Origin of the sequence: Burkholderia sp. BCC1208 (assembly GCF_902833095.1) — a bacterium.
GTDB lineage: Bacteria > Pseudomonadota > Gammaproteobacteria > Burkholderiales > Burkholderiaceae > Burkholderia.
In genome coordinates this window covers 311804-324644 of sequence record NZ_CADFDY010000006.1, presented here as the reverse complement: position 1 = coordinate 324644, position 12841 = coordinate 311804, and the positions used below count along the sequence as shown (strand labels likewise).

The 12841-nt window shown below is 66.8% G+C and carries 8 protein-coding genes and 2 tRNA genes; 4 read left to right on the top strand and 6 right to left on the bottom strand.

Translation table 11 applies throughout. The features are described 5' to 3' along the window. The first annotated feature begins 168 nt into the window (after window positions 1-168). The 3 genes from HWX09_RS16545 (at window position 169) to pgi (ending at window position 4801) form a co-directional block, all read left to right on the top strand. The gene (locus tag HWX09_RS16545) at window positions 169-1470 is read left to right on the top strand and encodes an FAD-dependent oxidoreductase (RefSeq protein WP_027784682.1); all 1302 of its coding nucleotides are present in this window, start codon (window positions 169-171) and stop codon (window positions 1468-1470) included. A gap of 52 nt (window positions 1471-1522) precedes the next feature. After that, window positions 1523-3067, top strand: a complete 1545-nt coding sequence (locus HWX09_RS16540) for an NAD(P)H-hydrate dehydratase (RefSeq protein WP_027784683.1) — start codon at window positions 1523-1525, stop codon at window positions 3065-3067. A 111-nt stretch (window positions 3068-3178) separates the two neighbouring features. Next, window positions 3179-4801, top strand: coding sequence for a glucose-6-phosphate isomerase (pgi, locus tag HWX09_RS16535; protein ID WP_027784684.1), 1623 nt, complete (start codon window positions 3179-3181; stop codon window positions 4799-4801). Between the two features lie 116 nt (window positions 4802-4917). Here pgi and HWX09_RS16530 read toward each other — a convergent pair whose 3' ends face one another. Beyond that, window positions 4918-5619: an ABC transporter ATP-binding protein gene (locus HWX09_RS16530; RefSeq protein WP_027784685.1), complete on the bottom strand. Its 702-nt coding sequence runs from the start codon at window positions 5617-5619 to the stop codon at window positions 4918-4920. Here HWX09_RS16530 and HWX09_RS16525 point away from each other — a divergent pair. Beyond that, complete coding sequence (locus tag HWX09_RS16525) at window positions 5618-6292, top strand: arylesterase (RefSeq protein WP_027784686.1); 675 nt, start codon at window positions 5618-5620, stop codon at window positions 6290-6292. The genes HWX09_RS16530 and HWX09_RS16525 overlap by 2 nt on opposite strands. 71 nt (window positions 6293-6363) lie before the next feature. Here HWX09_RS16525 and HWX09_RS16520 read toward each other — a convergent pair whose 3' ends face one another. The 5 genes from HWX09_RS16520 to clpX form a co-directional block, all read right to left on the bottom strand. Continuing rightward, the gene (locus tag HWX09_RS16520; RefSeq protein WP_027784687.1) at window positions 6364-8301 is read right to left on the bottom strand and encodes a SurA N-terminal domain-containing protein; all 1938 of its coding nucleotides are present in this window, start codon (window positions 8299-8301) and stop codon (window positions 6364-6366) included. 183 nt (window positions 8302-8484) lie between these two features. Further along, a tRNA-Asp gene (locus HWX09_RS16515) sits at window positions 8485-8561 on the bottom strand. 23 nt (window positions 8562-8584) lie between these two features. Next, window positions 8585-8660, bottom strand: a tRNA-Val gene (locus tag HWX09_RS16510). Between the two features lie 220 nt (window positions 8661-8880). Then, entirely contained in the window at window positions 8881-11304 is a 2424-nt protein-coding gene (gene lon / locus HWX09_RS16505; RefSeq protein WP_006489349.1) for an endopeptidase La, read from the bottom strand. Window positions 11305-11501: 197 nt separating this feature from the next. After that, window positions 11502-12773, bottom strand: coding sequence for an ATP-dependent Clp protease ATP-binding subunit ClpX (gene clpX / locus HWX09_RS16500; protein ID WP_027784688.1), 1272 nt, complete (start codon window positions 12771-12773; stop codon window positions 11502-11504). Window positions 12774-12841 lie beyond the last annotated feature (68 nt).

Below are 12841 nucleotides of genomic sequence, written 5' to 3'. Positions count from 1 at the left end.
GCCCGCGGCGGCCCGCGCGCCGGCCGCCGCGGCGCGAGCGCACGACCTGGTGCTCGGCCGGCGCCGGCTAGCGCACTTTTGGCGCTATCATTCCGGGTTGACCGGGCCTCGGCCCTCAGCGAATTCTCACCGGGCGGCGTGCGCGCCGCCCGTCATCGAAGCAATCCAATGGATGTCATCGTCATCGGCGGCGGAATCAGCGGCGTCGCCACCGCCTACCAGCTGCGCGCGGCCGGCCATCGCGTGTGCGTGGTCGAACGCCACGCGACCGTCGCGCAAGGTGCGACCTACGGCGACGGCGGCGCGCTGCTGCCGAGCCCGCTCGACGTCTGGTTCGGCCCGACTTTCATGCGCCAGCGCCAGTCGCGCGACAGCGGCGTCGTCTACAAGCCGGGCTTCAACGGCGGCGTGCGCCACTTCGTCAAGCAGCTCGGCACGCTGCGCGAGCCCGACGCGTTCGCCGCGCAGTACGCGCGGCTGCGCCCGCTGATCGACGTGTCGCGCGACACGCTCGCCGATATCGAGGCGCGCCTCGAGCTCGAATTCGAGCAGAAGCCCGGCATCCTGCACGTCGTGCGCGATCCGCGCGACTGGGACGCGCTGCAACCGGCGCTCGACCTGCTGCGCACGCTCGACCAGCCGTACCGCACGCTCACCGCCGACGAATGCGCGGCGCTCGAACCGTCGGTGCCGGCCGAGCCCGGCTTTGCCGGCGGCGTGCTGCTCGAAACCGAGCGCACCGGCAACTGCCCGCTGTTCGCGAAACTGGTCAAGCAGACGCTCGACGAGCACGGCGTGCAGTTCCGCTTCGGCGCGGACGTCGCCGCGATCCGCGTCGACAACGGCCGCGCGGCGGTCGAGCTCGTGCCGCCGGGCAACCGGAGCGCGGCGAAGGCGCGCGAGGTCGACGTGATTTCCGCCGACGCGATCGTGGTCGCCGCCGGCGCCGGCAGCATCGCGCTGCTCGAACGGCTCGGCTGGCGCCTGCCGCTGCACCCGGTGCGCGTCCATACGCTCACCGCGCCAGTCGCGTACGAAGAACACGCACCGCACCTGAGCGTCGTCGATTCGATCAAGCGGATCTCGATCACGCGCACCCATCAGCGGCTGCGCGTCGGCGGGGCCGCGGTGCTGCAGAGCCAGGCCGACACCGCGAAACCGCTCGCCGAGCCGCTGTCCGAAGCCGCGCTCGCGCTCCTCGGCCAGGCCGTCCATGACTGGGTACCGGGTGCCGCGAAGATCTCGGCCGCGCTGTCGTGGCAAGGCACGCAACTGCTGTCGCCCGACGGTCTGCCCGTCGTGGGTCCGACCCCGCATCCGCGCGTGTTCGTCAATTTCGGCCATGGCCCGGCCGGCTGGGGCCTCGCGTGCGGGTCTGCTAAAGTGGTGACCGACTATCTGGGCGGCAACGTCCAGCACTGGCCCGCCGACACGCTCGCCGCGCTGAGCGCCGGCCGCTTCACGACCTGACCGCCGCGGGCCGGCCCGTGGCGGCATCCTTGCCAGCCGCCACGATCCCGCGATGACCGTTACCCGCCCGCTTCCCGATTCCGATCCGATCGCGCTGCTGCGCGTCGCCGACCTGCGCGCGGCCGAAGCCGATGCAACCGCCGCGCTGCCGCCGCACACGTTGATGGGCCGCGCCGGCGCCGCCGCCGCGCGCTGGCTGTCCGAGCGCGTCGCCGGCGACGATCGCCCCGTCTGGTTCGCGGTCGGCCCCGGCAACAACGGCGGCGACGCGCTGGTGGCCGCCGCGCAGCTCCAGCAGCTCGGCGTCGCGACGCATGCTTGGATGCCGGTGCCGGTCAAACCGGACGACGCGCAATGGGCACTCGGTGTCGCGCGCACGGCAGGCGTGCCGTTGTCGGCCGCCCCGCCCGCGTCGCTGGAAGGCTATGCGTGGGTCGTCGACGGGCTGTTCGGCATCGGTCTCGGCCGCGCGCTCGACGGCACGTTCGCCGAGCAGGCCGCACGCATCGCCGCCCATGCGCGCGACGGCGGCCGCGTGCTCGCGCTCGACGTGCCGAGCGGGCTCGACAGCGACACGGGCCGGATCGTCGGCGCGGGCGTCGCCGTCGCAGCCACCCATACACTCACCTTCATCGGCGCGAAGCCCGGCCTCTACACGGGCGACGGCCGCGATCTCGCCGGCGAGATCCACGTCGCGTCGCTCGACGTCGCGCCGCCCGCCGCCCCGGCCATCGTGCTGAACGCGCCCTCGCTGTTCGCCGCGGCGCTGCCCGCGCGCGCGTTCGCGTCCCACAAGGGCACGTACGGCAGCCTCGCGGTGCTCGGCGGCGACACGGGCATGTGCGGCGCACCGATCCTCGCCGCGCGCGCCGCGCTGTTCGCGGGCGCCGGCAAGGTGCACGTCGGCTTTCTGGGCGCGGGCGCGCCGCCGTACGATCCGCCCTTCCCCGAGCTGATGCTGCATCCGGCCGACACCCTCGGCCTCGGCACGATGACCGCAATCGCGGCCGGTTGCGGGCTCGGCACGCGCGAGGCCGCGGCGACGCTCGTACGCGACGTGCTCGCGCAAGACATCGCGACGCTGCTCGATGCCGACGCGCTGAACCTCGTCGCGACGCACGCGGACCTCGCGGCCGCCGTCGTCAGGCGCGGCGCGCGCGGCAATCCGTGCGTACTGACACCGCATCCACTCGAAGCCGCGCGCCTGCTCGGCGGCGACACGGCAGCCGTGCAGCGCGACCGCGTCGCGGCCGCGCAGGCGCTCGCCGCCCGTTACGCGGGCGTCGTCGTGCTGAAAGGCTCGGGCACGGTGATTGCAGCGCCCGACGGGCGGGTGGCGATCAACCCGACCGGCAATGCGGCGCTCGCCACCGGCGGCACCGGCGACGTGCTCGGCGGCCTGATCGGCGCGCTGCTCGCGCAGCGGGTCGCACCGTATGAGGCGGCGCTGGCGGGCGTCTATCTGCACGGCCTCGCGGCCGACACGCTGACCGCAAACGGCACCGGCCCGGCCGGGCTCACCGCGGGCGAGCTCGCGCCGATGGTGCGCACGCTGATCAATCGCCTTTTTTATCCGTCGCCGCGCGCCGACACGTAACGCCGCTATACTGACTGCCCCGCCGCACGGCGGGCCTTCTCGTCCGCCGGCTTTCCGATCCCGATGAGCCGGCGCGGCATTCCTCCCGATTCACGCTTCACTCGAACCGCCATGACGCTGAAATCGCTCCCCGCCTGGACTGCCCTTCAATCCCACTTCGAACAGATCCGCCACGCGCGGCTGCGCGACTGGTTCGCGCCGGAAAACGACCGCGCGCCGACCCGCGCCGAACGCTTCACGATTCCGGGCGGCGGTCTCGCGGCCGATTTCTCGAAGAACCGCATCGACGACGAAACGCTGCGCCTGCTCGTGCAGCTCGCGCGCGATGCGGGCGTCGAAGCGCGCCGCGACGCGATGTTCGCGGGCGAGATCGTCAATCCGACCGAAGGCCGCGCCGCGCTGCACACCGCGCTGCGCGCGACCGACCCGCAGGCGCCGTTCCACGCGCAGGTGAGCGCCGAGCGCGCGAAGATGGCGACGTTCGCGCGCGCCGTGCGCAGCGGCACGTGGACGGGCCATACGGGCAAGCGCATCCGCCACGTGATCAACATCGGCATCGGCGGCTCCGATCTCGGGCCGAAGATGGTCGTGCATGCACTGCACCACGTCGCCACGCCCGACATCACGACCCACTTCGTGTCGAACGTCGACGGCGCCGATCTCGCACGCGTGCTCGAACAGGTCGATCCCGAGGAAACGCTCGCGATCATCGTGTCGAAGACCTTCACGACGCTCGAGACGATGACGAACGCACGTTCGCTGCGCGACTGGTTCGTCGCGCGCGGCTGCCCCGAGGATGCGCTCGCGAAGCACTTCGTCGGCGTGTCGGCGAACCCGGCCGAAGTCGTGAAGTTCGGCATCGCCGCCGACAACGTGTTCGAAATGTGGGATTGGGTCGGCGGCCGCTATTCGCTGTGGTCGGCGGTCGGCTTGTCGATCATGATCGCGGTCGGCCCCGAACAGTTCGACGAGCTGCTGGCCGGCGCGAACGACATGGACCGTCACTTCCGCGAAGCGCCGCTCGAGCGCAACCTGCCGGTGCTGCTCGGCCTGATCGGCATCTGGTACCGGAATTTCTTCGGCTCGCAGAGCTATCTCGTCGCGCCGTATTCGGAAGCGCTGCATTACCTGCCGTCGTACCTGCAGCAGCTCGAAATGGAGAGCAACGGCAAATCCGCGCGCCTGGACGGCACCTTCGTCGACTACCCGACCTCGGCCGTCACGTGGGGCGAGCCGGGCACCAACGGCCAGCATGCGTTCTTCCAGATGCTGCACCAGGGGCCGACGATCGTGCCGATCGACTTCATCGCGGTGCTGACGCCCGAGCATCCGCTCGCGAGCCATCACCCGAAGCTGCTCGCGAACTGCTTCGCGCAGAGCGAGGCGCTGATGCTCGGCCGCACGCTCGAGGAAGCGCGCAAGGTCGCCGGGCCCGGCAAGGAAGCGCTCGCGCCGCACCTGACGTTCCCCGGCAACCGCCCGACCACGACGCTGCTCGTCGATGCGCTGACGCCGCGCACGCTCGGTGCGCTGATCGCGCTTTACGAGCACAAGGTGCTCGTGCAGGCGACGGTGTGGGACATCAATCCGTTCGACCAGTGGGGCGTCGAGCTCGGCAAGATTCTCGGCAAGGTCGTCGAAGCCGACCTGTCGGCCGAATCGGTCGATCCGGCGAAGCACGACTCGTCGACCACGGCGCTGATCGAGCGCGCCCGCGCGGCGCTCAAGCGTTGAAGCCGTTAAAGCCGTTAAAGCCGTTGAAGCCGTTGAAGCGCTGACGCGACGGCGTCATGCCCGTGCCGGCCGCGCAATCCACGCCGCGCGGCCGGCACGAACATTCACGCGCTGCGCTAAGCCGCGTGCGGCGCGACGATGCGCCCGGCGTCGATGGTCACCGTCGTTGCGCAGCGGCGCGCGAGTTCGGCATCGTGCGTGACGAGCACCAGCGTCGCGCCATGCGTGCGGTTCAGTTCGAACATCAGGTCGATGACCGCGTGTCCGGTTGCAGCATCGAGGCTGCCGGTCGGCTCGTCGGCGAACAGGATCGCCGGGCGCGTGACGAACGCGCGTGCGAGTGCGACGCGCTGCTGTTCGCCGCCCGACAGCAGCTTCGGATAATGCGCGGTACGCTCGCCGAGCCCCACCTGCACGAGCAGCGCCCGCGCGCGGTCGGCTGCGTCGCGCGCGCTGATGCCGCCCTGCAGTTCGAGCGGCAGCATCACGTTCTCGAGCGCCGTCAGGTGCGGCATCAACTGGAACGACTGGAATACGAATCCGACCGCGCCGTTGCGCAGCGCCGCGCGTTCGTCCTCGTCGAGCTGGTCGAGCGCGCGACCGAGCAGGCGAACCGTGCCGCTCGTCGCGCTGTCCAACCCCGCAAGCAGGCCGAGCAGCGTCGATTTGCCCGAGCCCGACGCGCCGACGATCGCGAGGCTGCTGCCCGACTGCACGGCGAGCGTGATGCCGTCGAGGATCGTCAGCTCGCCCGTTGCATCGGCAACCCGTTTGCACACGTCATGGACTTCGATGATCGGATCGGTAATCTTGAACATGGACACGACATTTCGCTGGAAAAGACGCGCGGCGGCCGCCGCGCTGCTGGGCACCCTGCTGGCCGTCACCGTCACCGTGCCCGCGCGCGCCGCGACGGCACCGGCATCGAGCCCGCCCGTGATCGTCGTGCTCGGCGACAGCCTGTCGGCCGAATACGGATTGCCGCGCGACACCGGCTGGGTGTCGCTGCTGCGGCAACGGCTTTCGACCGAGCGAATCGATTATAGCGTCGCGAACGCCAGCGTCAGCGGCGACACCACGAGCGGCGGCCGTGCGCGGTTGCCCGCGGTGCTGCAGCGGCTCAAGCCCTCGATCGTCGTCGTCGAGCTCGGTTCGAACGATGCGCTGCGCGGCGTGCCGCTCGCGACGACCGAGCAGAATCTGCGCGACATCATCGCGAGCGCGCGGCGCACCCAGGCGAAAGTCGTGCTGGTCGGCATGTACGTGCCGCCCAATTACGGCCCCGATTACACGCAGAAGTTCCATGCGGTCTATACGCGGCTGTCGAAAGATCTCGGCGTGCCGCTCGTGCCGTTCCTGCTGGCCGGCATCGAGAACAAGCCCGAAATGTTCCAGGCCGACCAGATGCATCCCGCGCAGCAGGCCCAGCGCATTCTGCTCGACAACGTGTGGCCGGCGCTGAAGCCGTTGCTCGGCAAGCCGCACGGCTGAGCGCGGCGCACCGGAAAACAAAAAGCCCCGCTTCGAGCGGGGCTTTTTGATGGTTGCGGGCAAAACGATGCTCAGTTGTCGCCGTCCTGCTGCTGGCCGGCCGTCGTGCTGCCGTACAGCTTCACCTTCGAGCGATCGCGCAGCGCGGCGAGGTACGCTTCGCCTTCGCTCTGCGCGTCGACCTGCGCCATCTGCTGCTGCGCGGCCGCCAGTTGCTGCGGATCGACCGCCGAACCGGGGATCACCGCGTTCACACGGTAGATCGCATAGCCGTCCGCGCCGAGGTCGACACCGACGTAAGCCGGCAGCGTCTTCGCATCGACCTTGTAGACCGCGCTCAGCGCAGCCGGCGTCAAGCCCTGCGCCTGCGTGCGCGACACCTTCTGCGCGGCCGCGAGCCCGTCGGTCGACTTCGACTTCTGCAGTTCGGCCAGCTTCGCCGCACCGTCCTTCTTCGCGAGTTCCGCGGCCTGCTCGGCGATGACCTTCTGGCGCACGACGTCCTTGATCGTGTCGAGCGCGGGCACCGCCGCCGGCTTGTGCTCGGTCACGCGCGCCGAGATCAGCGTGTTGTTGCCGACGTCGATCGCCTGCGTGTTGTTCTGGTTCTTCACCGCGTCGTTCGCGAACACGGCGGCCAGGAACTTCGGATTGTTCAACGGGCTCGTCGGCGGCAACTGCGGATTCGGCACCGGCGTGACGGTGGCCGTCTGGATCGTCAGCTTGTACTTGTCCGCGGCCGGCTGCAGCGTCTTCGCCTTTTCGTAGACGGTCGACGTGAAGCCTTCCGCGTTGTCCGAGAACGCCTTCGATGCGTACTGCTGCTTCAGGTCGACCGCGATCTGGTCCTTCACGTCCGCGAACGGCTTGACGATCGCCGGCTTCACTTCGGTTGCCTTCAGGATGTGGAAACCGAGATCCGACTGCACGATCCCGCTCACGTCGCCCTGCTTGAGCGAGAACGCCGCATCGTCGAACGCCTTGCCGCCCGCGGTCGAGCCGCGCGTGATGAAGCCGAGGTCGCCGCCCTTCGCTGCCGACGGCGCGTCCTGCGAGTTCTTCTGCGCGATCTGCGCGAACTGGTCCGGGTGCGCCTTCACGTCGGCGAGCAGTTGCTCGGCCTTCGCCTTCGCGGCCGCCTTGTCGGCCGCGCTGGCGCTGCCCGGCGCGGCGATGAAGATGTGGCTCACGCGCACCTGTGCTTCGGTACGGAAGTGCGTCGGATTGTCGTCGTAGAACTTCTTGATGTCCGCCTCGGTCGGCTGCGCGCTCGCGGCCGCCGCGGCCGGCGAATAGACGAGGTACTGGATCGTCGCGGTTTCCGGCGTCGCGAAGCTCTGCTTGTGTGCGTCGTAGTACGCGGTGAGCTGCGCGTCGGTCGGCTGGACCTTCGCCGCGAAGTCGCTCGCCTTCAACACGAGCGCCTGCACTTCACGCTGCTGCGCGGCGAGTTCGGACAGGCGTTGCGCGAGGCTCTTCGGCGTGAACGCGCTCGACACGATGCTCGCCGGAATCTGCTGGAGCGAGAGGCTGTAACGCACGCGCTCCTGGTACTGCTCGGGTGTCATCCCCTGGAACGACAGCAGTTGCGCGTAGCGTTCGACGTCGATCGTGCCGTCGGGCTTCTTCAGCGACGCGATCATCGGGTCGCTCATCAGCGCGTCGCGCACGGCGTTGTCGGATGCGGTCAGGTGCAGGCGTTGCGTCTCGTCGGCCAGCACGCGTTGCTGGATCAGGCCATCGAGCACCTGCTTGCGATGCTCGGGCGTGTCGAACATCTTCATGTCGAACTGCCCGCCGAGCGCCTGGCGCGCCTGGTCGATCTGCTGGCGGAACGCGCCGTCGAATTCGACCCGCGTGATCTTGTGCCCGTTGACTGCCGCGACGTTCGCACTGTCGTCGAAGAAGCCGCGGAAGCCTTGGATCCCGACGAAACCCAGCCCCGGCAATACGATCAAGAGCAGGAGCGCCATCATCAGGCGCTGGTGATTACGGAAGAAATCGAGCATGCGTGACGGGAAAATTGGACAAAACGTCCGATATTACAACATACGGGGTGGGACGGGCGAAAAGCGGGCACGGAACGAACCCGCAAGCGGCTTCCTCCACTCCGCAGTCACGCGCCCGCAAGCGGGCGCAAAACCGAACGCACAAACAACAATGCCCGCACGAGGCGGGCATTGTTGTTTGTTTGGCGGAGCGGACGGGACTCGAACCCGCGACCCCCGGCGTGACAGGCCGGTATTCTAACCGACTGAACTACCGCTCCTTGGTCTGGCTGAATCGTGAAACTGGTGGGTGCTGAGGGGTTCGAACCCCCGACCTACGCCTTGTAAGGGCGCCGCTCTACCAGCTGAGCTAAGCACCCGTTTCCGATTCGTTCCGACTGCGATCTGCGTTTCCGCATCAACAATCAGCGAGCCCGCAAGTTTAATTCATCCCCGATCATTTTGCCAAGCCTGCTGCGTGATTTTTTTAACGCACGCGCTCGCACGATTCCCTCGCACGATTCCGATCCACATAAAAAAACCCGCGGACACCGCCGCGGGTTTCGTGAACAACCGTCGGCCACGACGGTGCTCAGGGCCTCAGTGCTTGACGACTTCCGTCGAGCCGGCATCCTTCGCCGCCTCGCCGACCGGCGCTGCTGCCTTCGCTTCTTCTTCCGGCGGCAGCGGAGTCGGCGAACGCTCGAGCGCGAGCTCCAGCACCTTGTCGATCCAGCGGACCGGCACGATCTCGATCGCGTTCTTCACGTTGTCCGGAATGTCCGCGAGATCCTTCACGTTCTCTTCCGGAATCAGCACGAGCTTGATGCCGCCGCGGTGAGCCGCCAGCAACTTTTCCTTCAGCCCGCCGATCGGCAGCACTTCGCCACGCAACGTGATTTCGCCCGTCATCGCGACATCGGCCCGCACGGGAATACCCGTCAGCACCGACACCAGCGCGGTCGTCATCGCACCGCCGGCGGACGGACCGTCCTTCGGCGTCGCACCTTCCGGCACGTGGATGTGGATGTCCTGCTTCTCGAACGCCTCGTCCTTGATACCGAGACGACGCGAACGCGAGCGCACGACCGAACGTGCGGCCTCGACCGACTCCTTCATCACGTCGCCGAGCGAACCCGTGCGGATCACGTTGCCCTTGCCCGGCATCACCGCGGCTTCGATCGTCAGCAGATCGCCGCCGACTTCCGTCCACGCGAGGCCCGTCACCTGACCGACCTGGTTTTCCTTCGCCGCGAGGCCGAAGTCGTACTTGCGCACGCCGAGGAACGTATCGAGGTTCTCGCCATCGACCTTGATCGCGCCCGATGCCTTCTTCAGCAGCAGCATCTTCACGACCTTGCGGCAGATCTTCGACACTTCCCGCTCGAGCGAACGCACACCGGCTTCGCGCGTGTAGTAGCGGATGATGTCGCGGATCGCCTGCTCGGTGACGTCGATCTCGCCTTCCTTCAGCCCGTTGTTCTTCTTCTGCTTCGGCAGCAGGTAACGCTGCGCGATGCTGACCTTCTCGTCTTCCGTATAGCCCGACAGACGAATCACTTCCATCCGGTCGAGCAGCGGCGGCGGGATGTTCAGCGAGTTCGACGTCGCGACGAACATCACGTCCGACAGGTCGAAGTCGACTTCGATGTAGTGGTCGGCGAACGTGTGGTTCTGTTCCGGATCGAGCACTTCGAGCAGGGCCGACGACGGATCGCCGCGGAAATCCATGCCCATCTTGTCGACTTCGTCGAGCAGGAAGAGCGGATTGCGCACGCCGACCTTCGCGAGGCTTTGCAGGATCTTGCCCGGCATCGAACCGATATACGTGCGGCGGTGGCCGCGGATCTCGGCTTCGTCACGCACGCCGCCGAGCGCCATCCGGACGAACTTGCGGTTCGTCGCACGGGCGATCGACTGACCGAGCGAGGTCTTGCCGACGCCCGGAGGCCCGACGAGGCACAGGATCGGCGCCTTGACCTTGTCCACGCGCTGTTGCACCGCGAGATACTCGAGGATCCGTTCCTTGACCTTCTCGAGGCCGAAGTGATCCTCGTCGAGCACCTGCTCGGCGTTCGACAGGTCGTTGTTGACCTTGCTCTTCTTGCGCCACGGCAGGCCGATCAGCGTGTCGATGTAGTTGCGCACGACGGTGGCTTCCGCCGACATCGGCGACATCAGCTTCAGCTTCTTCAGCTCGGCGTCGGCCTTCTTCTTGGCTTCCTTCGGCATGCGCGCGGCGTTGATGCGCTTCTCGAGTTCCTCGAGATCCGCGCCTTCCTCGCCTTCGCCCAGTTCCTTCTGGATCGCCTTGACCTGCTCGTTCAGGTAGTACTCGCGCTGGCTCTTTTCCATCTGGCGCTTCACGCGCCCGCGGATGCGCTTTTCGACCTGCAGGATGTCGATCTCGGCTTCGAGTTGCGCGAGCAGGTGCTCGAGGCGCTCGATGACCGGGAACATTTCGAGGATGTGCTGCTTCTGGTCGAGCTTCAGCGGCAGGCGCTCGGCGATCATGTCGGCGAGACGGCCCGCTTCGTCGATGCCCGACAGCGACGTGAGGATCTCCGGCGGGATCTTCTTGTTCAGCTTCACGTACTGGTCGAACTGCGACACGATCGCGCGACGCAGCGCTTCCGTCTCGGCGCTGTCGGCGTGATCGGGCTCGAGCGGCATCACTTCGCAGGAGAACTGCGTCTCCTGTTCTTCGATGGACAACGCCTTCGCGCGCTGCAGGCCCTCGACGAGCACCTTCACGGTGCCGTCCGGCAGCTTCAGCATCTGCAGAATGTTGGCGATACAACCGACCTCGTACATGTCCTTTTCGGTCGGTTCGTCCTTGGCCGCGGTTTTCTGGGCGACGAGCATGATGTGCTTGCCGCCTTCCATCGCTGCTTCGAGGGCCTTGATCGATTTCGGCCGGCCCACGAAGAGCGGAATGACCATGTGCGGGAAAACGACGACGTCCCGCAGCGGCAGCAGCGGGAGCGTGATGCGTTCCGGCGGGAGAAGTTGGGTGCCTGACATTTCATTTCCCCATGAGTGGAATCAATTGTTCGGTAATTGAGGCCGCCACAACGAATTGCAAGCCTTCAAGTGCGGGAAATATTCGGTAAGAAAGTAACCACCGCGTGTCGAGTCAGAGTTACCCACAAGATAAACGAAAAAAAGCCGCCCACGGACTCATGAACGGCCTTTTTCGCTGAACATCGTCGGCAAGCCGGTCAGTTCGAACCCGCCACCTTCGGCGTGTCCTCGTAGATCAGCAAGGGCTTGCCGTCCCCATCGATGACGTTCTCGTCGATGATGACTTTGCTGACCCCTTTCATCGTCGGCAGCTCGTACATCACGTCGAGCAACGCCTGTTCGATGATCGAACGCAAACCGCGCGCGCCGGTCTTGCGGCGGATCGCCTTGCGGGCGACTGCCTGCAATGCGCCCGGCCGGATTTCCAGCTCGACGCGCTCCATCGCGAACAGCTTGTGATACTGCTTGACGAGCGCATTCTTCGGCTCGACCAGGATCTTCATCAGCGCGACTTCGTCGAGCTTGCCGAGCGTCGCGACCACCGGCAGGCGGCCGATCAATTCGGGGATCAGACCGAATTTGATCAGATCTTCCGGTTCCGTTTCGCGCAGCACTTCGCCCGCGTCGCGTTCCTGCTTGCTCTTGACCGTCGCGCCGAAGCCGATGCCGGTTTTCTCGGTACGATCGGTGATCACCTTTTCGAGACCGTCGAACGCGCCGCCGCAGATGAACAGGATGTTGGTCGTGTCGACCTGGATGAAATCCTGGTTCGGATGCTTGCGGCCGCCCTGCGGCGGCACCGACGCCATCGTGCCCTCGACGAGCTTCAGCAGCGCCTGCTGGACGCCCTCGCCCGACACGTCGCGCGTGATCGACGGGTTGTCCGACTTGCGGCTGATCTTGTCGATTTCGTCGATGTAGACGATCCCGCGCTGGGCCTTGTCGACCTCGTAGTTGCAGTTCTGCAACAGCTTCTGGATGATGTTCTCGACGTCCTCGCCGACGTAGCCGGCTTCGGTCAGCGTCGTCGCATCGGCGATCACGAACGGCACGTTGAGCAACCGCGCGAGCGTCTGCGCGAGCAGCGTCTTGCCGGAGCCCGTCGGGCCGATCAGCAGGATGTTGCTCTTCGACAGCTCGACGTCGTCCTTCTTGTCGAGATGCTTCAGGCGCTTGTAGTGGTTGTACACGGCCACCGCGAGGATCTTCTTCGCGCGCTCCTGGCCGATCACGTACTGATCGAGGATGTCGCGAATTTCCTGCGGGCTCGGCAGATCCGACCGGGACAGGCTGGCCTCGACGCCGGCGGCAGCCGCTTCGTCGCGAATGATCTCGTTGCAAAGGTCGATACATTCATCGCAGATGAACACCGACGGGCCCGCGATGAGTTTTTTCACCTCATGCTGGCTTTTCCCGCAAAACGAGCAATACAACAGCTTCTCGCTGTTCGAACCTTTTTTGTCCGCCATGAATGTAGAGCCTCCGGACAGGTAAATGACATGATACGCCGAATGCTCCGAACGCCGCGCCTAGGGCG